The following is a 22919-nucleotide window of genomic DNA, read 5'->3' as shown; positions in this document are numbered from 1 at the left end:
CCTACTAATCCTAACATGCGTCTCATCCCTTTCTTTTCTTGTATAGTATAGTAGAAATCTATCAAATATTCAAGCTCTTTTTATACTTTTTTATTACCATGATGTAAATTTACTACTTTTAAAATAATCTATACTATCTATAATTCATTATCATTAAATATTATCCCATTTTAAGCCCAAATTAAACATAATAGCCAGTCATATAAAATGATATAATGACTGGCTTTTTTTATTATTTAATTGCTCGATGATATTCTTGTAATGATTTTACTTCATGACTACCATGAATCTTCATTTCCATGATTCCTTCTAATGAAGCTTTTGCAGCTGCAATATTAGTTACATAAGGAATTTTCATTTTGATGGCTGATTTACGAATATAACTATCATCATGAACACTTTGCTTACCATTTGGAGTATTGATGATCATCGCTAATTCCCCATTAGTTAAAGCATCTGAGATATTTGGACGCCCTTCATAGATTTTTTTGATCTTAGTAACTGGGATTCCACTATCTTTAATTAATTGATAAGTATTTCCGGTTGCTACTAATTCAAATCCAGCATCATAATACCCTCTTGCCAGATTAACTACTTCTGGTTTATCTAAATCACTAACACTGATCAATACTTTTCCTTCAGTTGGCAAAATTGTTTTAGCGGCTTCTTCAGCTTTATACATTGCCGCTCCAAATGAGCTGGCAATTCCTAAAACTTCACCCGTTGAACGCATTTCAGGTCCTAAAACTGGGTCAACTTCTGGGAACATATTAAATGGGAAAACTGCTTCTTTAACTCCAACATGTGGAATTTTCTTTTCTTTCAGTTCTGGTACTGGTGATTTACGACCAGTTAAATCTAAAGTAATAATATCAGTAGCAATTTTAACCATATTAATATTACATACTTTAGATACTAAAGGTACTGTTCTTGAAGCTCTAGGATTAGCTTCTAAAACATAAACTTTATCATCAGCAATTGCATATTGCATATTCATCAAACCACGAACATTCATTTCCTTAGCAATTTTCTTCGTATATTCTTTAATTGTTTCTAAATGCCGCATTGGAATACTCTTAGATGGTAAAATACAAGCTGAATCTCCTGAATGAATACCCGCTAATTCAATATGTTCCATAACCGCCGGAACAAAGACATTTTCACCATCGCTAATAGCATCGGCTTCACATTCCATCGCATGATTTAAGAAACGGTCAATTAAAATTGGACGATCTGGCGTAACTCCTACTGCTGCTTCCATATATTCTTTTAAGCTGGCATCATCATATACTACTTCCATCCCACGGCCACCTAAAACATATGATGGTCTTACCATCAATGGATAACCAATTTTTTTAGCAATTTCTAAAGCCTCATCAACATTTACCGCCATTCCTGATTCTGGCATTGGAATATTTAATTTTTCCATCATTTCATTGAATAAATCACGATCTTCGGCCATATCAATTGTTTCTGGCGTAGTTCCTAAAATATTGACACCATTTGCTTTAAGCTGAGCTGCCAGGTTAAGTGGTGTTTGACCACCAAATTGGGCAATAACACCAACTGGTTTTTCTTTTTCATGAATACTTAAAACATCTTCTAAGGTAAGTGGTTCAAAGTATAATTTATCAGAAGTATCATAGTCAGTCGATACTGTCTCTGGATTACAGTTAACAATAATCGTTTCAAATCCTAATTTTTTCAAGGCTAAAGCAGCATGAACGCAACAGTAATCAAATTCAATTCCTTGACCAATCCGGTTTGGTCCGCCACCTAAGATCATAATTTTTTGTTTATCATTATGAATATCACTATGGTCAGGAGCATTATAAGTTGAATAATAATAAGCACTATCTTTAGTTCCACTTACATGTACTGGTTCCCAAGCTTGATTGATTCCATTAGCTTTACGAGTTTCTCTAATTTCACTTTCATCTAAATCCAAGATCTGACTTAAATATTTATCAGAGAAACCATCTTGTTTAGCCTGTTTTAATATAGCAACTGGTAACTGTTTTCCTTTATATGATTTAATTGTCTCTTCTTCTTCAACTAATTCTTTCATTTGTTCAATGAAGTAGGTCTTAATTTGCGTTAATTCATGTAATTGTTCAACAGTAGCTCCTTTTCTTAAAGCTTCATACATGATAAATTGTCGTTCACTAGTTGGAGTCGCCAATAATTTAAGTAATTCTTCTTTAGATAATTCATTAAAGTTTTTAGCATAACCTAAACCATAACGGCCAATTTCTAAAGAGCGAATGGCTTTTTGGAAAGCTTCTTTATAAGTTTTTCCAATACTCATAACTTCCCCAACAGCTTTCATTTGAGTACCAAGTTTATCTTCGGCTCCTTTAAATTTTTCAAAAGCCCAGCGAGCAAATTTAATTACGACATAATCACCATCAGGTACGTATTTATCTAACGTTCCATATTTACCACATTCGATATCTTCCATTGTAAGACCAGCTGCCAACATTGCTGATACTAATGCAATTGGAAAACCAGTCGCTTTACTAGCAAGCGCTGAAGAACGTGAAGTTCTTGGATTAATTTCAATTACAACAATTCGATCAGTTTTTGGATCATGAGCAAATTGAACATTAGTTCCACCAATTACACCAATTGATTCAACAATTTTAAATGCCTGTTCCTTTAAACGATCTTGAACTTCTTGAGAAATTGTCAGCATTGGAGCACTACAGAAAGAATCACCAGTATGTACTCCCATTGGATCAATATTTTCAATAAAACATACTGTAATCATATTGTTGTTGGCATCACGAACAACTTCAACTTCTAATTCTTCCCAACCTAAAATTGATTCTTCAATTAAACATTGATGCACTAAACTAGCCTGTAATCCTCTTGAAACCACTGTTTTTAATTCATCTTTATTATAAACAAGTCCGCCTCCGGCACCACCCATAGTATAAGCCGGACGAACTACAACCGGATATCCTAAACGATCTGCAATATCTAAAGCTTCATCAACGGTATTGGCAATTTCACTGCGAGCCATTTCGATTCCTAATAAATCCATTTGTTTTTTAAATTCCAAACGGTCTTCACCACGTTCAATCGCATCAACCTGAACTCCTAATACTTTTACATTGTATTTATCTAAAACCCCAGCTTGATTCAATTCAGAACATAAATTTAAAGCTGATTGCCCCCCTAAGTTAGGAAGTAAAGCATCAGGACGTTCTTTTTCAATAATTTGAGTCAATCTTTCTAGATTTAACGGTTCGATATATGTAACATCAGCCGTTTCAGGGTCAGTCATGATTGTTGCCGGATTGGAATTAACTAAAACAATTTTGTAACCCAGACTTCTTAAAGCTTTACAAGCTTGAGTCCCTGAATAATCAAATTCACATGCTTGACCAATTACAATCGGTCCCGAACCAATAACTAATACAGTATTAATGTCTTCTCTTTTTGGCATTTTTTCTTCCTCCATCTCATTATCATAAAAAAACATATCAAATAAATGATATGTCAATAAAAAACAGAAATACAAAAGAACTGAAAATGATTGATTTTAACTAGACTAATCTTATGCATATCATCCTCACTCCTTTTACTTTTATCTATTTAAGTATACAAAACCTCTAGACATGTTTCAACAAATTTAAAATTAGTTATTAAGCTAATAACTACTCATTATAAGCACAAATTTTTCCTTATTATAATAAAATATCGTTTAAAAAAATAGCACTAGTAAATAATAAATTTAAAGGTGATTATATGAAAAAACTCATTCACTCTGTCATCATTAAAGAAATACTTGAAAATGTTCGTGAAGATATGGATGATGAAGAAATCATTCATTTAGTTTTGGAAAAAACCGTTTCGCTTCCTGATGATAACAACATCACTAAATCTCAAAAATTAGCCGATAAGTTAGCTAGAGTCGCTGGCAGCTGGGTTTTCATTATTATTTTTGTTATTCTTTTACTTCTTTGGATGATTCTAAATTTAATTTTTCCTAACAGCATTGATCCCTATCCTTTTATCTTGCTCAATCTAATTCTTTCATGCCTGTCAGCTATTCAGGCGCCAATCATTATGATGTCACAGAATCGTCAAGCTAAAAAAGATCAAATTAGGAATGAAAATGATTATAAAGTTAATTTAAAAAATGAAATCATCATCCAAGATCTACATAGCAAATTAGATCAAATCTTAGAAGAATTAGCCAAGCTCGATAAAAGCCATTAGTTCGACAGTAGCTAGCTTATATGCTAAAATAAAATCATCGAGGTGATGCTATGGTCAAAAAGAAAAAAAGAAGACTTTTTTCTTCTTCATCATCAATTATTTTGCTTATTTTTGCAAGTGTATTTTTTTCGTTTGCTTTATATTATAAACAATACATTGCTATTTACTTGATTCATAGTATTGTAATTTTATTAGTGATGCTGATTGGTTCTCTACCATTTATTTTAAAGAAATATAAAAAGAAACAATCATTAATTAACATTTGTTGCATTGGTTTATCGGTGGCTTTAATTTATGGAGGGTTTACTATTTATAATCATAATGATCGCTTAGCTAGTGAAGGCGAATATATCGGGATTGATGTTTCTAAATGGAACAATAACATCAATTATCAATTAGTTAAACAAGAAGTAGACTTTGTCATCATTCGTTGTGGTTATACTTCATTATCTGATGGTACTTCCACTAGAGAAGACCCTTTGTTCAATCAAAACGTTCAGGCCTGTTTGCAACATTCAATCCCATATGGAATTTATTATTATTCTTTGGCCCAGGATGAAAATCAGGCTAAAATTGAAGCTGATTTTGTTGCTGGTCTGATTCAAAATCTAAATCCACAACTAGGCATTTTCATCGATTTAGAAGATGAAGAATTTCAAAGTGATTTATCAAATGAGCAACTGGCAAATATTGCCATCACTTTTTTAGACAACATTCCAAATCAAATTCCTAAAGGGATTTATGCTAATCATTATTGGTGGACTAATAAATTGACTGATTTACGATTAAATAACTATATTAAATGGAAAGCTCGTTATAATGATAATAAGACTATTGACGATGGATTCCAAATTCTTCAATTTAGTGAAACTGGTAATGTTCGTGGGATTACCGGTAATGTTGATTTAAATCTTATGTCAAGTATATATTGGTAATTAAAAACACAAGTATTCAATTAAATGACTTGTGTTTTTGATTTTAGTTTATAATAATAAACTCCTCTATCTAAATTTTAATTTTCATTTACCGTATACATTATTGTTTGATATGGTTGTAAAGTTTTTCCATCATAATCATGATAATTATTTAATATTATTTGATTATCAGTTACATATGATTGTTCTTGATTTGAAAAGTTACAGACATTAACTATTGTTTGGCCTTCATAACTACGTTTATAAACAATCAACGATTCATTTTCATCGGCAACTGCAATAAAATCACCATAAGTTAAAACATCACTATATTGACTCTTTTGTCTTAAATTAATCATCTTTTTATAAAAACTATAAACTGAATCAGGATCATTGATTTCATTTTTGACATTAATAGTTTTATAGGTTTCATTTAAAGCTAGCCATGGTTTGACATTAGAAAATCCTGCATATTTGCTATCATCAAAAGGCATTGGTGTTCTAGCATTATCCCGACTGCGCATATTGACAAATTCCATCGCTTCGGCTTCACTAAACCCTTCTTCTAGAGCCCTTTGATATTGCCCATGAGTGCTGATATCATCATATTCATCAATCGAATGACGAACACAATTAGGCATTCCTAGTTCCTCACCCTGATAAATATATGGTACCCCTCTTAAAAAGAAATACATTGAGCCAATCATCGTCGCACTATAATATCCACGATCTTCTTTATTGACAATCAACTTATCTAAAGAACGAGGCTGATCATGATTTTCTAAAAATGTTCCCACCCAGCCAATTTTATTGATTTCATTTTGGGATTCAAAAATCAAATCGCGAAACTGTTTAACGGTCCAGTCTTTGCGAATAAACCATTCCTCATTATCACCTATATCAAAATTTGAATAATTAAAATCAAACATTGTATCAAAGCAACCGTTTTCACCAATATAAATATCTAATTTATCATAAGATACTCCATATGCCTCAGATATCGTCATGCAATCATATTTTGCAAAAGTGTTTTCTTTCAGTTCCTTAAAGAAAACTTCAATTCCCGGTTGATTTCTAGCAAATGGAATGCAAGAAACTAAACCATCTTCACCATCAGGTTTACCATCTTGATAGCGCTGATCCTTTTTTATGAAATTAATGGCATCAACTCTAAATCCCGCAATTCCTTTTTCTAACCACCAATTGATCATCTTGTATACCTCTTGACGCAACTGTGGATTTTCCCAATTTAAATCAGGCTGTTTTTTTGAAAAAGAGTGGAAATAGTATTCATCATCACCAACTTTTTGCCAAACTGAGCCACCAAAAATACTACGCCAGTTACATGGCGCATGACCATCGACACCTTTTTTAAAAATATAGTAATCATGATATTTACTATTTGGATCATTTAAAGCCGCTTGAAACCAGGGATGTTCATCAGATGTATGATTAACTACCAGATCCATGATAATTTTAATGCCTCGTTGTTTTCCTTTTTCAATTAATTCATCTAAATCATCCATCGTTCCAAACATTGGATTAATTTGATAATAATCACTAATATCATAACCATTATCATCCATTGGTGAAGCATAAATCGGACATAACCACAAACTAGTTACTCCCAAATCACTAAAATAATCTAGTTTATCAATAATACCACGAATATCACCAATTCCATCATCGTTACTATCTTTAAAACTTTTAGGATAAATTTGATAAACAACTTCCTTCTGCCACCATTTTTTCATCTTACTTGCTCGCTTTCTTTAAATCTCTAAATGATATTATTTCAATATTATTTTCATCTAACCACTTTTTAAGCTTTTTACTAGTTACTAAAGAATAGTCATATAATCGAGGTTTTAGCATTGATGAAGTCGTTGCCACATCATAGTCAATAAAACCAGGATGAGTAACTAATAAATTTATTCCTTCCTTTAGCTCATAAAAACCATCTGTAAATACTTTTTCAAAATCATGATCATGATCTTGATAATAATCATATTGCTTCATAGCTCGTTTTAAAATATCTCGATCATATAAATCCTGGTCATACAAACAGACTGGTACATGATATTCATGATAAATTCTTAATACGGCATTGATCAGTGGCTCAATTTCTAAAACATGGATATCAATATATTCTGGAACTTCTCCAACCAGTTCAATATAACGTTCTATTTGATATTTAGCTTCGAGATATGCTTCTTCTTCAGTAAATAATGTTTCATTATTTTTTATTTGTTGCCGCCGAATAGAACTTTTAATAAAATATCCATTTTCATCAACTAAATTTTTGATTTTCTCCTTTGGAGCTAAAGCCTTACCATTAGTTACATTAACATGTAGTCCTAAACACAGATTCTTGTGTTTTTTTGCTTGAACGATTCCTTCATTAATATATGGCATATTGATCATACATGCCATGCTATTAACAATACCATGTTCATAAGCAGATAACATTCCCAGAGTAACTCCTTCACTATATCCCAAATCATCGCCACGAATTAATAATTGTTTCATCATTACACCTCCATACATTAATTATAAATGATATTTGCATAAATTAATAAGAATTTTTACAAAAAGAAAAGGACCATTGGTCCTTAATCGATTCTTTCAATTGTATATCCTAACTTTGTAAACTCATCAATAATACTTTGGATATGAGCATGTCCGTTAGTTTCAGCAGTTACCCGAAGTTCCACTTCAGAAAAACGTGCATAGTTTTTAAATTGGTTATGGTCAACCCCAATAACATTAGCATTCATCCGAGCTAATACTCGAGAAATAATTTCTAATTGACCTGGTTTATCTGGCAATTGTACTGAGAATGTAAAGATTCGACCACGAGATAATAATCCTTTATTAATCATTGAAGAAATAGTCAACACATCAATGTTACCACCACTAATTAAAGAAACAACTTTCTTTCCTTTAACATTTAATTTCTTTAAACCAGCTAAAGCCAAAATACCAGAACCCTCAGCTACTAATTTATGTTTTTCAACTAAAACTAAGAAAGCTTCCATCAATTCATAATCATTAACTAAAACAATATCATCAACATATTTTTTTATATATTTAAATGTTTTAGATCCAATTTGTTGGACGGCAGTACCATCTGCAATAGTATCAACCTCTTTTAATAAAACAACTTGATCTTCTTGGATGGCAGCTGAAGCACTGGCAGCTCCTTCAGGTTCAACTCCAATAATTTTAATATCTGGTTTAATCATCTTAGCTGCTGCTGCAATTCCCGAAATTAAACCACCACCGCCGATTGGTACTAAAATCATATCAGCATCTGGCAATTCATCTAAGATTTCTAAAGCAATTGTTCCTTGCCCTTCCATAACATCTTCGTCATCAAATGGATGAACAAACGTATATCCTTCACTTTTTTGAAGTTCTACTGCCTTAGCGTAAGCATCATCATAAACTTCACCAGCTAAAACAACTTCAGCACCATGAGCCTTAGTCGCTTCAACTTTAATTAATGGTGTATGACTAGGCATAACAATTGTTGCCTTGACACCTAATTTATGAGCAGCATAAGCAACCCCTTGAGCATGGTTACCAGCTGAAGATGCAATTAAACCACGCCTTTTAGCTTCATCATCAAGTTTGACAATTTTATTATAGGCACCCCTAATTTTAAAAGCACCCGTACGTTGTAAGTTTTCTGGTTTAATATAGACGTCATTTCCACATTCTTCAGAAAAAGCATCACTATGTATCAAATGAGTTTCTAAAATTACCTCATCAACTCTTTTTTTAGCAGCTTTAAAATCTTCTAATTTTAACATTTGGCTATCCCCCTTAATAAGCTATATTATAGCATTTATCATTCAAAAGTAAAAGAGATGATTTTTTGATGTTATTTTAATTATCACTAACTTTTTGACATTATGTTAATGGGCATATTATAATGATTTTAGGAGGGATAGTCATGAAACAATACGTTTATTTAGCATTCGGATTTATTGGAATTGGGATTACCCATCTATGCTATGCATTATCTGGAATGTTTTATTCAAATTACTTAGATTATGTTTTTAATTCTAGTATGCTGATTTTTTATTTAATTAGTTGTATCTTTTTTATCAAAGCGATTATTCCTGGTATCATTTCATTTTGCAAATCCACACATATTTTTTATAAAAATAAGGATTAGATAATACATATATTTATAAATACGAAAAAATAACTACTATTACTAAAAACAATTTAAAAATTGTAACATATCATCTTGATAAACACCGTCAATTAATCAAAAGCCAAGGATGGATAGCACTACATTAGGTTTATTCCAACTTTACAATTACATTGAAGAATTACAAAAAAAATAGACGTTTTCGTCTATTTTGCTTTTATCTGGTTATTACTTTCATCATAATAAAATCCATTACTTTCTAATTTATCCATGATTTCTTTAACGTTACCATCATTAACTTCAATGACAGTTTCTAGCGCCATATCATCATCTCTCAATTTCATATTCAACATACTAACTAACATATTAATATCATTTGGTAACATTAGATTTCCCCTCTTTCTACTAGCTTATTTAAACAATCATAAATTCCTTCATCATCATTAGATAACGTAATATAGTCAGCCCGTTGTTTAACTTCAGCAACCGCATTATCCATCGCTACACCCATTCCGGCAAATTCAATCAAACTTAGATCATTATAACCATCACCAAAACTAATAATTTCTTCTTGTTTAATCTCTAAAGTATCTGCTAAAAATTTTAATGATGCTGCTTTATCAATATCTTGAGCCATAACTTCCAGAAAATATGGCGCTGAACGATAAATACTTAAAGTATCATTAAATGGCTTTTTAAAATCCGCTTCAATTTTAGCTAAATAATCAGGATCCCCCGTTAATAAAACTTTATTAACTGCAAAATCAATTGTCTGTTTAAAATTGGCAACTGGTTTTAGCGGTACTCGCGTAATATTAGATTCAATTTGAACATATTGGTCTTCAATATCTTCACTAATAATATATTCACGAGTATAAGTCATCACGGCTAAATTATATTTTTTTGCCTGATCATAGATTAAATGTACGGTTGCTGGTGCTATTGTTTTTTGATAGATTATTTCTTTAGTTTGATAATCAGTAATCTTTGCCCCATTAAATGCTAATAAATAACCACCAGTTTCATCAAAGTTTAATTCTTTAGCCTCGGCATTCAAACCAGCAGTTGGACGCCCTGAAGCTAAAACAATTTTAACACCTTGTTTAGCTAGTTTTATTAATATCTCTTTTGTCTTTGGTAAGATTATTTTACCATGTTTTTCACTACTTTTTAAAGTACCATCAATATCTAATGCTATTAATTTATATTTCATCTTTACTCCCTCATTTCAATGCGTATAGTTTATTAAAAGATACTATAATTGTCAATTAATTTTAGTAACTACTGGTAATAAAAAACATTAATATAATAAAATTTTTATTATATTAATTATTTTTTATTGCAATTGATAATAAAATATTATATACTTACTACAACAAAGGCGATGACGAGGAGAGTAATTCTTTGCAGAAGCTATAGCGAGTCAGGAGATGGTGTAAGCCTGATAGTGGAGCAAATTATGAAGAACACCTAAGAGCTGTCTACCGAAAGCAATTGCAAGTAGGCTAGAACGTTACCAGTAACGTAACTATTGGCGGGTATCGAGTACTCTATGAAGTATTTTCCGTACCATGTAACTATTTCTTAGGCAGGTTATACGGTACTCGCTATTTTGGCGAGTTTTTTATATTCTCGCACCATAACTTTTAAGGGGGAAACAAATTATGTGCGGATTTTTAGTAGTAGATAGTCAAGAGTTTGACTTACGGGTTTTTAACGATGCTTTAGATCAGGCGGCCTACCGCGGTCCTGATCATCAACATGTTAGTGTTAATGAAGGGGTTACTTGGGGATTTAATCGACTTTCAATTATGGATTTATCTTCCAAAGGAAACCAGCCATTTGTTTATAAAGATTGTGTCTTGGTTTGTAATGGTGAAATCTATAATTATCCTGAATTGAAAAAAATGTTAGAAAATGAATACACATTTAAATCAGGCAGTGATTGTGAAGTTTTAATTCCATTATATAATAAATATGGATTAGAAATTTTATGTAAATATTTAGATGCTGAATTTGCAATGGTTTTATATGATACTAAAAAGCAAAAAATTATGGCAGCCAGAGATCCAATGGGAATCAGACCAATGTTTTATGGTTATAGTAAAATCAATGGGGAAATCTGTTTTGCATCTGAAGCAAAAAGCTTAATGCCACTTTGCAAAGAGATCATGCCATTTCCACCTGGTCATTACTATGAAGATGGTAAATTTGTTTGTTACAATGATTTAAGCGATCCTAAAACAATTGTCTTAGACGACTTAGAAACAATTGCTAAAAATTTAAAAGATAAATTACAGGCAGCTGTTGAAAAACGCTTTATGTCAGATGCTCCAATTGGATATTTACTTAGCGGTGGTTTAGATTCTTCATTAGTTTGTGCCATAGCTGCCAGATTGAATGATCAGCCAATCAGAACATTTGCCATTGGAATGGATAGTGATCCAATTGATTTAAAATATGCTCGTCAAGTAGCTGACTTTTTACACACTGAACACACTGAAGTAATTATGACTAAAGAAGATGTCTTAGACCATTTACGTGAAGTTATCTTCCATCTAGAAACTTATGATATTACGACTATTAGAGCTAGTATGGGAATGTATCTATTATGCAAATATATTCATGAACATACTGACATTAAGGTTATTATGACTGGTGAAGTTAGTGATGAATTATTTGGTTATAAATATACTGATTTTGCTCCAAATCCTCAAGAGTTCCAACAAGAAGCTCAAAAAAGAATTAAAGAATTATATATGTATGATGTTTTACGGGCTGATCGTTGTATTTCCGCTCATGCCTTAGAAGGTCGAGTGCCTTTTGCTGATATTGATTTTGTCAATTATGCTATGAGTATTGATCCAGCTAAAAAAATGAACACTTATAATAAAGGAAAATATCTACTCCGTCATGCATTTGAGGGTCAAGGATATTTACCAGATGAAATCTTATTTAGAGAAAAAGCAGCCTTTTCTGATGCTGTGGGTCATTCTATGGTTGATTATTTAAAGGAATATGCTGAAGAATTATATAGTGATGAAGATTTAAAACGAGCTAAACAAAAATATACGTTTGCTACTCCATTTACTAAAGAGTCATTACTATATCGGGATATTTTTGAATCATTCTATCCAGGACAAGCTAAATGGGTTAAAGATTTTTGGATGCCAAATAAAAATTGGGAAAACTGTGATGTTGATGACCCAAGTGCTCGGGTTTTAAAAAATTATGGTGATAGTGGAAAATAAATAAGGAACCGAATTTGGTTCCTTGTTTTATTTTAAATTTTTATCAATCTGGTTAAGAAAATACTGTCTAGTTAACTTATCCCTTTTTTTGGGTCCTGATATATGCTTATTACTACGGCGCTGCTTGGCAGATAAATACCGCGATAATAATAATTCATCAATGTTTTGATCATCGATAATTTTACCTGATGGATGAATTACTTTAGCTCCTTTACTAAGAACCATACCAGCCAAACCATAATCCTGAGTAATTACTACATCACCAGCTGTAACTTCCTTTAATAAAGTAAAATCAGTACTGTCTTTTCCTACTTCACAAATTACCGTTTTAAAATAATCATCCTGGATAAAATGGGCATAATCAACATAAACTGTCATTTCAACATGATTTTTGATTGCGATTTTTTTAATTTCCAATAAATCAGGACAAGCGTCCCCATCAACTAAAAGCGCCACATCATTGTCCCAATTAATAAAGTCATCGCTAAAAAACCGCCTACTAAACCACCTAAATGACCAGCTTTAGAAATTTGACGATTTAATAAAGTAAAGGCGATATTAATTACAATAACGTATAAATAGCGTTGTAAAACATACCCAAAATAACCACCAACAAATATTCCTAGAGCAATAATTGCCCCTAGATAGCCATAAAAAATACCACTGGCTCCTAAAGTCACACTATTATAGCTGGCTACAAAATGTTTAGCCTGATAATAACAAGCCAAGCTTGTAGCTAAACAAGTTACTAAAACCAGATAAATATATGGTCCGGTACCTAAAAGATATTCTAAAAAATGTCCTAGATTATAGATACAGTAGGCATTCATAAAGATATGTAAAACATCAATATGAACAAAGTTAGCTGTTATAAATCGCCAACATTCTTTTTTTATTTCAATACGGGGCATATAAAAGGCCCCATATTTGATTGCTAAAGATGTTTTATCGTCACTTTTATCAACAAAATTAATAATGATAAAAATTATTATCGATATTATTATTATTGCATTTGTAATCATCTAATCACCTGTTTTTTCAGTTTTTACTACTGTTACTTTTCTTGTTCGCTGTAAAGTATTTCCTTTGTCATTAGTTACTGAATAAATAACTTCATACTCACCAACTTCACTAGTATCAACATTATTTTTTAATATTTTTATATTACTTGTAATATCATTACCACTACCATCCGTAGCTTTGACATCTTTTAACGGATCAAAACTAGTATCTTTTAACACTTCGATATCATCAATTCCTGATAATGTTGGATTATTACCGTTTTGACCAGCGACAATCTTCACTCTTAATGATGAAGATTCGTTTCCAGCACTATCTGCTACTAATATATTTTCAACATATGATCCTTTTTCGCTGTATGAACGTGATAATGACTTATCGCCATTTTCATCAATAAAATAAGCTGTATAATCTGAGTTATCTTCAACTTCTTCTATTAAATCGATTGCATATATTTCTTTATTTAAATCAACATTAAAAGTAACGGCTTTTAATGTGAATACTGGTTTTGTTGTATCAACAATTTCAATAACAAACGGATATTCCTCTCCTAAATAAGTCGCTGAAACGTGATAAGTACCAATTTCATTTTTTAAATTAGAGAAGTTTAATGTTACCTGTTCCAATATCGATTCATTGGCATTAATATAGTCCTGAGGTGCTGTTGAGATGGCACTTCCATATTCATAGACAAATACTTCTCTTTTGACAGTTAAAGGAGTAACATTTAAAGCACAAGCAATTAATACAGTATTAATAACGATAAAAAAAGACAAAATCACTGCAATAATACGATTTTTCATGATATCACCTTCCTGTTATTAATCACTTACCTCTGCTTACGCACTATCTTAGTCTTTTTCTTAATAAAAATCAATCTTAATTATAAATAATTAAGAGTTTTTAAGCCAATCGTATGTCTATATTTTATCTTAATATTGTGAACTTTTAATGAAACACTTTTTATTATACCACTATAACAATTTTTAAGCGATTATTTAGTTTCAAAATGCTATTTTTAGGCGCAAAAAAAATCATGAACTTAATCATGATTTTTTGTTAATTATAAACGAGATAAAACTTTTTCTTTTCCAAGCAAGCAAATAGAACTTGCTAAATCAGGACCATGCATAATTCCTGTTGTTGCAATTCTAAGGGGCATATAAAGCATTTTTCCTCGAACTTTAGCTTCTTTTTGAGTTGCTTTGATACATGCTTGAATATTTTCTTTAGTAAAATCTTCAACTGCCTCTAAATGCTTTTTAAATACTGCTAAAGTATTAGGAATACTTTCGTCTTTCATAAATTCTTTAGCTTCATCATCTAATACTAATTCATCAGTGAAAAATAACTCTACCAAACCAACAATTTCCTTACCATATGATAATTGATCATGATAAGTTGCTACTAAATCATTGATCCATTGATCACTTTTTGTTGATAAATCATAAGCTTCTTGTAAATATGGAAGACATAAAGCAACTACATCTTCTAACGGACGTTCTTTAATATAACGATTATTTACCCATGTCAATTTGTTTTTATCAAACATTGATGGTGACTTAGATAAACGTTTTTCACTAAATTCTTTAATTAATTCCTCTTTAGTAAAAATCTCTTGTTCTCCTTCTGGTGACCATCCTAATAATGCCATAAAGTTAAACATTGCATCTGGCAAATATCCTTCTTCTTTGTATTGAGAAACAAATTGCATAATGCTTTCATCACGTTTAGATAGTTTTTTTCTTTGTTCATTAACAATTAATGTCATATGACCATAAACAGGTGGTTGCCATCCAAACATTTCATAAACCATCATTTGTTTAGGTGTATTACTCAAGTGTTCTTCGCCTCTAAAAACATGAGTGATATCCATAGTATGGTCATCAATAACTACAGCAAAATTGTAAGTTGGAATTCCATTAGCCTTTACAATTACCCAATCACCAATATCATTTGATTCAAATGACACATGACCACGAATCATATCATTAAATTCATAAGTTTTATTAGCAGGTACTTTTAATCTAATAGTATATGGAATTCCAGCTGCTTCTTTTTCAGCCACTTCTTCTGGTGATAAATTACGACACTTTCCATTGTACATTGGCGCTTTACCAGCAGCAACTTGACGATCATGTTCTTCGTCCAATTCTTCTGGTGTACAGAAACATTTATACGCTAATCCCCGTTCTAATAATTCATTTGCATATTTACGATATAAATCTAGTCTTTCAGTTTGACGATATGGGGCATATTTAGGATTTGGATTTAATGGTGATTCATCAGGAATAATTCCTAACCAGGCTAAATTATCTAATTGACTGGCTTCACCACCTTCGATATTTCTTTCAATATCAGTATCTTCCAATCTAAAAATAAAATCACCACCATAGTGTTTAGCAAATAAATAATTAAACAATGCTGTTCTAGCACCACCAATGTGTAAATGTCCAGTTGGACTTGGCGCATATCTAACTCTTACTTTTTCCATTTTAAATTCCTTTCTTTTTTAACATCACAACACATTGACTAACTGCTCCCTCACTGCGACCAATAAATCCCAGTTTTTCACCACGTGTTGCCTTAATATTAATTTTATTGGGATCACATTTTAAAATCCGACTAATATTTGATTTCATTTTGGGAATATGAGGTGCCATTTTTGGTTTTTCAATCAAAATCAAAGCATCAAGATTACTAATTTCATAGCCCTGTTTATCCATCATTTCATAAGTTTTTTCCATCAAAACTAACGAACTGATTCCTTTATAACGATCATCACTATCACTAAAATGTTTACCAATATCGCCTAATCCTAAAGCACCAATAATACTTTCAATTATGGCATGACTTAAGACATCAGCATCACTATGACCCAATAACCCTAATTCTGATTCTATTTCAACTCCACCAATTATTAACTTTCTACCTGGTACTAATTGATGAATATCGGTTGATTGTCCAATTCGATACATAATTTCACCCCTTCACGGGATATTCTAACACAAAAAATATCCATATTCTAGGGGCTATTAGCTATTTTAAAGTTTAAGTAAAAACAAATAAATTACTCACTTTTAATTCTAGATATTCAAAATAAAATGGATTACATTATCCAATTAAACAATGCAATCCATTAAATCCTAACTATTTTTCATATTTTCTTTTATGAGCTGCCGTAATTAAACCTTGGAATAATGGTTGAGAACGATTAGGTCGACTTGTAAATTCAGGATGGAATTGACAAGCAACAAAATATGGATGATCTTCAATTTCAATTATTTCTACTAAATTTCTTTCTGGATTAACTCCGGCAATCACTAATCCTTTTGATTCTAATAATTCGCGATAGTTATTATTAAATTCATAACGATGGCGATGGCGTTCTTTAATCTCATCTTTACCATATAACTGATGCGCTCTAGTACCTGGTACCAAATCACATTTATAGTTACCAAGACGTTGTGTTCCACCCATATCCATTAATGACTGATCAGACATTAAAGTAATGATTGGTGTTTTTCCTAATTCTTCGAATTCTAGTGAGTTAGCATCTTTTAAGCCACAAACATTACGGGCAAATTCAATTGACGCTAATTGCATTCCCAAGCAGATTCCAAAAAATGGCAATTTATTAACACGAGCATATTCAATTGCCGTAATCATTCCTTCAATTCCACGATTTCCAAAGCCACCAGGAACAATCATTCCATCGGCACCTTGCAACTTTTCAGCAACATTTTCTTTAGTAATTTCTTCAGAATCAACAAAATCAATTTTTACAATACTATTTTCATAATATCCAGCATGACGTAAGGCTTCATTAACTGATAAATAGGCATCTGGTAATTGAGTATATTTTCCAACTAATGCTATTGTTATTTCATCACTCAAACCTTTAACTCGATTGATTAATTGCTGCCACTCACCCATATCAGCAGGTGGTAAATCAATTTGTAAATGTTGTAGAACTAAATCATCCATATGTTGTTCTAATAACATCATTGGTAATTCATATAATACATCAACATCATAATTTGAAATAACATTTTGAGTTGGCACATTGCAGAATAAAGAAATCTTATCTTTTAACTCTTTATCAATATGTTTTTCACTACGACAAACAATAAAATCTGGTTGAATTCCCAATCCCCGTAATTCTTTAACGCTATGTTGTGTTGGTTTAGTTTTTACTTCATGACTAGCACCAATATATGGTAATAAAGTAGTATGAATATAAAGCGTATTCTCATATCCTAAATCTAATCGAATTTGTCTAATTGCTTCAATAAAAGGCAAACTTTCGATATCTCCTGTCGTTCCTCCGATTTCAGTAATTACGATATCAGCATTAGAACTTGATGCTGCTGCATAAATTTTCGCTTTAATTTCATTTGTAATATGAGGTACTACTTGGACGGTTGCCCCTAAATAATCACCACGACGTTCTTTTGAAATTACATCACTATAAATTCGACCAGTAGTAATTGAAGAATTACGATTTAACTCTTCATCAATAAATCTTTCATAATGTCCCAAATCCAAATCAGTTTCGGCTCCATCAGCTGTAACATAAACTTCACCATGTTGATATGGCGACATTGTTCCAGGATCAACATTGATATAAGGATCTAGTTTTTGCATAAACACTTTTAATCCTCTTTGTTTTAAAATTCGACCTAATGATGCTGCAGTTAATCCTTTACCTAAACCAGATACAACACCACCAGTTACAAAAATATATTTTGCCATCTAGAAATCTCCTTTTCTATTTTAATAATATAAAAATAAAAATGCCTTCCTAAGGAAGACATCTAATTGCCCTTTTACATTCTACCAAATTTTTATTATTCAAGCAAGAATTTTTTTTCATTATCAACTTAGAAAAAAAGGAAACGTGGGGAGCGTTTCCTTTCACGTATAGGTCATTGAATTTGGGGAAGAAGGGGGTGACCTATACTTTTAATATTATCTCTTGTCTTGACGACAATGATATAGTACAAAATGTTTATGAACATTGTATGAACTATAAGTTGATTATATGAAAAAAGGAACAATTTTCTTGTTCCTTTTTATGCATAGATGATTTATATGGGAGAGGGGGCATCTATGCAGTATTATTGTTTTCCTTGACATAACCATAATACAGACTAATTATGAATTATTTCGGATACTTTGTCAATCTGTTGTATATATTTTTTGAAACTACTAATCCATTCAATCTTTGAAATTCTTTTTCTAAATAAGTCTGATATGTTCCTGGCGCAATGATCCCATTAAGATCAATAATATCTAAACCACCTTTACCCATGATCTTTTCAACTAATTTTACACAATTTGAACCCAAAACAAAATAAGTTTTAAATCTTCCGGCCTTGAATTTAAAAAAGGCTGCTTTCGTGGCTAAATAGACCTTGCTGGCATAATCCTTACAATAATTATTTTCATAATATGCTCGAGGGAACCAGCTATAAGTATGCTTCATCATCCGCTCAATTTCTCTTTTTACACTGTTAAGTTGCTTTATTGTCAGTTTTAAATTATAACTAAAAATTGTCTGCTGGTATGTTTCAATACAAAACTTTAAATATCGATCTCTAGGAGCGATAAATAAAACTCCATCTCCAATAGCTTCAAACATACTTATTGAATCACGATCATAATTTCCATATGAAATTACCTGTTCATCGATACAAATATCACAATGTCCTACTGTTCCAAAACCATCATCACTAACATGAATCCATATTTCAATATTAGCTTCTTTATCTTCAATAATTTCATATTCTTCTATTCGCTTTTTCATACATTCATTGATATGATCCATCATCACTTTTGGTAATAATGCTGATATAAATAACGGTAATGGTATCCGAAAGCGTCGTTTTAGGCTATCTCTTTGTTGCTGGGGAATAATAATAAAAATAGCGTCAATAATATAATTAACCCCTAATAATATGCCATAACCACTGATAAAAAACATTATATTTTGATATGTCATATAATTACCACCCAGCAATGCTAAGCCATTAATAATCAAAAATAATGAACCGACCAAAACATGCAAACGATAACTAACGCGATCTTTTTTATAGTTTAAATAACAAATAAACTTGATTATCCCATTTAATGTAATGTATAAAGCAAAAATAATCAATAATAATCTAATTGGAATATCTGGAAATAAAATAATCAAGATACCACCTGATAGATTAAAGACAATCTGCAATAGCGATCCTTTAAAATGACGACGATAAAATACACTTAACTCATATAAACTATTAACAATTAAAATAATTCCTAATAAATCAAAAACATGAAGCAAAAATTTTTCTTGCTGGATCAAAGCTAACATAGCTATCATAATTAAAAATACTCCTAATAAACAATAATATATTGCATTATAAATATTACGACGCATTTTAATCACCTCGCTTATTAAACTTATAACTCATTATATCACATAAGTTATTAAAAAATAACCAACAATATGTCAAGAAAAAAGGAGATAGCATTTTACTATCTCCAAATTAAGTTATTTAAATTATTTTTTTTCATATTTGCTTGCATATGGATTTTCATAATCCCAAGATACTCTTAAGATTTCTTCCATATCTTTAACCATAGGCATTCTAGGGTTAGCTGGAGTACATTGATCTTCATAAGCATTCATAGCAATTCTATGAATAGCTTCATCCCAATCTTTCTTATCAATTCCTTGAGATTTGAAGTTAGATGCTAAGTGAACTTTAGCCATCAATTCTTCTACTGCATTAGCAAACATTTCAACACCTTCTGCAGGAGTTTTTGGATTTAATCCGATTAATTGTGCTAATTCCATATATTTAACATCAGCTTTATAGTTTTCAATTTTTGGCCAGATATTTAATTTAGTTGGAATAGATCCATTATATCTAATTACATGTGGTAATAAGATACCATTAGCACGTCCATGAGGTACGTGGAATTCTCCACCGATCTGATGAGCTAATGAGTGGTTCATTCCTAAGAATGCATTAGCAAATGCCATACCAGCGATTGTAGCTGCATTGTGCATTTTTTCTCTTGCAAGTGGTGTACCTTTATTTACTGATTCATCTAAGTAATCAAATACTAATTTAACTGCTTGTTTAGCCCAACCATCAGTAAAGTCAGATGCTAAAAGAGAAACATATGCTTCCATTGCATGAGTTAATACGTCAATACCAGTATCTGCAGCTGTTGAAGCTGGTAAACTCATTACGAATTCAGGGTCAACGATTGCTACTGTTGGTGTTAATGCATAGTCAGTTAATGGATATTTTTTGCTTGCTTTTTTATCAGTAATAACGGCAAATGGTGTAACTTCAGATCCAGTTCCTGATGTAGTTGGGATACAGATTAATTTAGCTTTCTTTCCTAATTCAGGGAATTTGAAGGCACGTTTTCTGATATCCATGAATTTTTGTTTAATGTCATCGAAGCATACTTCTGGATGTTCATACATTAACCACATAACTTTAGCAGCATCCATTGGTGATCCACCACCGATAGCGATGATTGTATCAGGTTCGAATTTTCTCATTAATTCAACCCCAGATTCTACTGTTTCTAAGCTTGGATCTGGTTCAACATCGAAGAATAATTCAATATCAACTTTGTTTCTTCTTCTTCTGATAACATCTTCAATTTTTGCAACATAACCAAGATTATACATACCTCTATCAGTAATAATCATGGCTTTTTCCATTTCTTTCATGTCTCTTAAATATTTAATCGAATTTTTTTCGAAGTAAATTTTTGGAGGAAGTTTAACCCATTGCATATTGTTATTACGTCTCCCTATTCTCTTAATATTGATTAAGTTAACAGCACTTACGTTGTTAGATACAGAGTTATGTCCATAAGAACCACAACCTAATGTTAATGATGGAATGAATGCGTTATAAACTGAACCGATTCCACCGAATGTAGATGGTGCATTTTCGATGATACGGATAGCTTTACATGCATGTCCAAAACGTTTAGAAATTTCATGATTTTCTGTATGGATTGCAGCTGAGTGTCCTAAACCATTGAATTCAACCATAGCTGCTGCTTTCGCGATACCATCATCAGTGCTTTCAGCTTTTAATACAGCTAATACAGGAGATAATTTTTCTCTTGTTAATGGTTCATTAGGTCCAACTTCTTTACATTCAGCTAAAAGGATTTGAGTATCTCCAGGAACTTTGATTCCAGCTTGTTCAGCAATCCAAGTAGCAGGTTTACCTACAACTGCAGGTAATACACCTTTGTTTTTATCTGGGAACATATAGTTTTCAAGTTTAGCTTTTTCTTCAGCGTTTACCCAGTATACTTTGAAGCGGCTAATTTCTTTCTTGAATTCTTCGTAGATTTCTTTATCAACAATAGCTGCTTGTTCAGAAGCACAAATCATACCATTGTCGAATGATTTTGATAATACGATATCATTTACTGCTCTTGGTAAAATACAAGATTTTTCTACATAAGCAGGTACGTTACCAGCACCTACACCTAATGCAGGTTTACCACAAGAGTAAGCTGCAGCAACCATTGCGTTACCACCAGTTGCTAAGATAGTTGCAACACCTGGGTGTTTCATTAATGCTGTAGTTGCATACATAGATTTAGTTTCCAACCATTGGATACAGTCTTCAGGAGCACCAGCTGCTATAGCTGCATCACGCATTACTACTGCTGCCATAATTGAACATGCAGTTGCACTTGGATGGAATGAGAAAATAATTGGATTTCTTGTTTTTAAACAGATTAATGATTTAAAAATAGTAGTTGATGTAGGGTTAGTTGTTGGAACGATACCACAAACAACACCTACTGGTTCAGCGATTTCAGTAATTCCAGTTAATGGATCTTCATTAATGATACCAACCGTTTTTAAATGACGTAAATTGTTAGTTACGTATTCACAAGCAAATAAGTTTTTAACGGCTTTATCTTCGAATACTCCACGTCCTGTTTCATTTACTGCGGCCTCTGCTAAAGTACCGTGTGCATCAAGACCAGCTACAGAACATTTAGCTACGATGTAGTCTACTTGTTCTTGAGTAAAGTCTTCAAATTTTTCTAAAGCTACTAATGCTTTAGAAACCAGTTGATCGACATAAGCATCGATTTCTTCGTTTGTCATTTCTGCTGGTTTGTTAACAGCTTTTTTTTCTGCCATTATTTCTTCCTCCGATTCATTGTGAAATATTTAATTTGTTTCCACGGATAGTGTACCTTAAATTGATGAAAAACACAAGCAATATTGTGCATTTTTTCACAATAAAATCTTCATTACACTAATGGAAACGTTTACAATATTATATCATACAAAAA

Annotated in this window: 18 protein-coding genes; 4 read left to right on the top strand and 14 right to left on the bottom strand. The window is 31.7% G+C overall.

All coding sequences use genetic code 11. The features are described 5' to 3' along the window. Positions 1 to 232 precede the first annotated feature (232 nt). A complete protein-coding gene (gene carB / locus Q0K54_RS05620; protein WP_294578883.1) occupies positions 233 to 3451 on the bottom strand; it encodes a carbamoyl-phosphate synthase large subunit in 3219 nt (1072 codons plus the stop codon). A gap of 302 nt (positions 3452 to 3753) precedes the next feature. Between carB and Q0K54_RS05615 the strand changes: the two genes are divergently transcribed. Continuing rightward, complete coding sequence (locus Q0K54_RS05615; protein ID WP_294578880.1) at positions 3754 to 4227, top strand: DUF1003 domain-containing protein; 474 nt, start codon at positions 3754 to 3756, stop codon at positions 4225 to 4227. A 50-nt stretch (positions 4228 to 4277) separates the two neighbouring features. Next, a complete protein-coding gene (locus Q0K54_RS05610; RefSeq protein ID WP_294578877.1) occupies positions 4278 to 5162 on the top strand; it encodes a glycoside hydrolase family 25 protein in 885 nt (294 codons plus the stop codon). A gap of 77 nt (positions 5163 to 5239) precedes the next feature. Here Q0K54_RS05610 and Q0K54_RS05605 read toward each other — a convergent pair whose 3' ends face one another. The 3 genes from Q0K54_RS05605 to ilvA form a co-directional block, all read right to left on the bottom strand. After that, on the bottom strand, positions 5240 to 6895 hold the full coding sequence (locus Q0K54_RS05605; protein ID WP_294578874.1) for an alpha-glucosidase: 1656 nt from the start codon (positions 6893 to 6895) through the stop codon (positions 5240 to 5242). A gap of 1 nt (position 6896) precedes the next feature. Continuing rightward, a complete protein-coding gene (locus Q0K54_RS05600) occupies positions 6897 to 7670 on the bottom strand; it encodes a ChbG/HpnK family deacetylase (protein WP_294578872.1) in 774 nt (257 codons plus the stop codon). Positions 7671 to 7753: 83 nt separating this feature from the next. Continuing rightward, complete coding sequence (gene ilvA / locus Q0K54_RS05595; RefSeq protein ID WP_294578870.1) at positions 7754 to 8956, bottom strand: threonine ammonia-lyase; 1203 nt, start codon at positions 8954 to 8956, stop codon at positions 7754 to 7756. A gap of 143 nt (positions 8957 to 9099) precedes the next feature. On the opposite strand from ilvA, the gene Q0K54_RS05590 reads away from it, so the two are divergent. Further along, on the top strand, positions 9100 to 9324 hold the full coding sequence (locus tag Q0K54_RS05590; protein WP_294578869.1) for a hypothetical protein: 225 nt from the start codon (positions 9100 to 9102) through the stop codon (positions 9322 to 9324). Between the two features lie 185 nt (positions 9325 to 9509). Here the strand turns inward: Q0K54_RS05590 and Q0K54_RS05585 are convergent, their stop codons facing one another. Together Q0K54_RS05585 and Q0K54_RS05580 are read right to left on the bottom strand one after the other, a co-directional pair. After that, entirely contained in the window at positions 9510 to 9689 is a 180-nt protein-coding gene (locus tag Q0K54_RS05585; RefSeq protein ID WP_294578867.1) for a DUF4250 domain-containing protein, read from the bottom strand. Beyond that, on the bottom strand, positions 9689 to 10516 hold the full coding sequence (locus Q0K54_RS05580; protein WP_294578866.1) for a Cof-type HAD-IIB family hydrolase: 828 nt from the start codon (positions 10514 to 10516) through the stop codon (positions 9689 to 9691). Before Q0K54_RS05580 ends, Q0K54_RS05585 begins: the two co-directional genes overlap by 1 nt. 451 nt (positions 10517 to 10967) lie before the next feature. On the opposite strand from Q0K54_RS05580, the gene asnB reads away from it, so the two are divergent. After that, positions 10968 to 12554 (top strand): asparagine synthase B, encoded by a 1587-nt coding sequence (asnB, locus tag Q0K54_RS05575; protein WP_294578864.1) that lies wholly within the window; start codon positions 10968 to 10970, stop codon positions 12552 to 12554. Between the two features lie 27 nt (positions 12555 to 12581). On the opposite strand, the gene Q0K54_RS05570 is transcribed toward asnB, so the two are convergent. The 8 genes from Q0K54_RS05570 to adhE all read right to left on the bottom strand — a co-directional run bounded on the left by Q0K54_RS05570 (position 12582) and on the right by adhE (position 22764). Next, positions 12582 to 13010, bottom strand: coding sequence for a DUF188 domain-containing protein (locus Q0K54_RS05570; RefSeq protein WP_294578863.1), 429 nt, complete (start codon positions 13008 to 13010; stop codon positions 12582 to 12584). Then, entirely contained in the window at positions 12998 to 13576 is a 579-nt protein-coding gene (locus Q0K54_RS05565; protein WP_294578861.1) for a rhomboid family intramembrane serine protease, read from the bottom strand. Before Q0K54_RS05565 ends, Q0K54_RS05570 begins: the two co-directional genes overlap by 13 nt. Continuing rightward, a complete protein-coding gene (locus Q0K54_RS05560) occupies positions 13577 to 14377 on the bottom strand; it encodes an immunoglobulin-like domain-containing protein (RefSeq protein WP_294578860.1) in 801 nt (266 codons plus the stop codon). It lies immediately after the preceding gene. A 260-nt stretch (positions 14378 to 14637) separates the two neighbouring features. Then, positions 14638 to 16068 (bottom strand): glutamate--tRNA ligase, encoded by a 1431-nt coding sequence (gene gltX / locus Q0K54_RS05555; RefSeq protein WP_294578859.1) that lies wholly within the window; start codon positions 16066 to 16068, stop codon positions 14638 to 14640. A gap of 1 nt (position 16069) precedes the next feature. Further along, a complete protein-coding gene (ispF, locus tag Q0K54_RS05550; protein ID WP_294578858.1) occupies positions 16070 to 16552 on the bottom strand; it encodes a 2-C-methyl-D-erythritol 2,4-cyclodiphosphate synthase in 483 nt (160 codons plus the stop codon). Between the two features lie 172 nt (positions 16553 to 16724). Beyond that, complete coding sequence (locus Q0K54_RS05545) at positions 16725 to 18329, bottom strand: CTP synthase (protein ID WP_294578857.1); 1605 nt, start codon at positions 18327 to 18329, stop codon at positions 16725 to 16727. Positions 18330 to 18738: 409 nt separating this feature from the next. Continuing rightward, a complete protein-coding gene (locus Q0K54_RS05540) occupies positions 18739 to 19998 on the bottom strand; it encodes an HdeD family acid-resistance protein (protein ID WP_294578856.1) in 1260 nt (419 codons plus the stop codon). A 123-nt stretch (positions 19999 to 20121) separates the two neighbouring features. Next, positions 20122 to 22764: a bifunctional acetaldehyde-CoA/alcohol dehydrogenase gene (gene adhE / locus Q0K54_RS05535; protein WP_294578855.1), complete on the bottom strand. Its 2643-nt coding sequence runs from the start codon at positions 22762 to 22764 to the stop codon at positions 20122 to 20124. Positions 22765 to 22919: the final 155 nt, after the last annotated feature.

Source organism: uncultured Thomasclavelia sp., from assembly GCF_944324745.1.
GTDB lineage: Bacteria > Bacillota_I > Bacilli_A > Erysipelotrichales > Coprobacillaceae > Thomasclavelia.
This window is presented reverse-complemented; position numbering and strand designations above follow the sequence as displayed.

Excerpts from the sequence above, each read along its gene's own strand:
- Q0K54_RS05615 (WP_294578880.1), top strand. The coding sequence starts at position 3,754 with ATGAAAAAACTCATTCACTCTGTCATCATTAAAGAAATACTTGAAAAT.
- Q0K54_RS05580 (WP_294578866.1), bottom strand. The coding sequence starts at position 10,516 with ATGAAATATAAATTAATAGCATTAGATATTGATGGTACTTTAAAAAGT.
- Q0K54_RS05610 (WP_294578877.1), top strand. The coding sequence starts at position 4,278 with ATGGTCAAAAAGAAAAAAAGAAGACTTTTTTCTTCTTCATCATCAATT.
- ispF (WP_294578858.1), bottom strand. The coding sequence starts at position 16,552 with ATGTATCGAATTGGACAATCAACCGATATTCATCAATTAGTACCAGGT.
- Q0K54_RS05560 (WP_294578860.1), bottom strand. The coding sequence starts at position 14,377 with ATGAAAAATCGTATTATTGCAGTGATTTTGTCTTTTTTTATCGTTATT.
- Q0K54_RS05540 (WP_294578856.1), bottom strand. The coding sequence starts at position 19,998 with ATGCGTCGTAATATTTATAATGCAATATATTATTGTTTATTAGGAGTA.
- Q0K54_RS05590 (WP_294578869.1), top strand. The coding sequence starts at position 9,100 with ATGAAACAATACGTTTATTTAGCATTCGGATTTATTGGAATTGGGATT.
- Q0K54_RS05585 (WP_294578867.1), bottom strand. The coding sequence starts at position 9,689 with ATGTTACCAAATGATATTAATATGTTAGTTAGTATGTTGAATATGAAA.
- asnB (WP_294578864.1), top strand. The coding sequence starts at position 10,968 with ATGTGCGGATTTTTAGTAGTAGATAGTCAAGAGTTTGACTTACGGGTT.
- Q0K54_RS05545 (WP_294578857.1), bottom strand. The coding sequence starts at position 18,329 with ATGGCAAAATATATTTTTGTAACTGGTGGTGTTGTATCTGGTTTAGGT.
- Q0K54_RS05565 (WP_294578861.1), bottom strand. The coding sequence starts at position 13,576 with ATGATTACAAATGCAATAATAATAATATCGATAATAATTTTTATCATT.
- carB (WP_294578883.1), bottom strand. The coding sequence starts at position 3,451 with ATGCCAAAAAGAGAAGACATTAATACTGTATTAGTTATTGGTTCGGGA.
- adhE (WP_294578855.1), bottom strand. The coding sequence starts at position 22,764 with ATGGCAGAAAAAAAAGCTGTTAACAAACCAGCAGAAATGACAAACGAA.
- Q0K54_RS05605 (WP_294578874.1), bottom strand. The coding sequence starts at position 6,895 with ATGAAAAAATGGTGGCAGAAGGAAGTTGTTTATCAAATTTATCCTAAA.
- Q0K54_RS05600 (WP_294578872.1), bottom strand. The coding sequence starts at position 7,670 with ATGAAACAATTATTAATTCGTGGCGATGATTTGGGATATAGTGAAGGA.
- gltX (WP_294578859.1), bottom strand. The coding sequence starts at position 16,068 with ATGGAAAAAGTAAGAGTTAGATATGCGCCAAGTCCAACTGGACATTTA.
- ilvA (WP_294578870.1), bottom strand. The coding sequence starts at position 8,956 with ATGTTAAAATTAGAAGATTTTAAAGCTGCTAAAAAAAGAGTTGATGAG.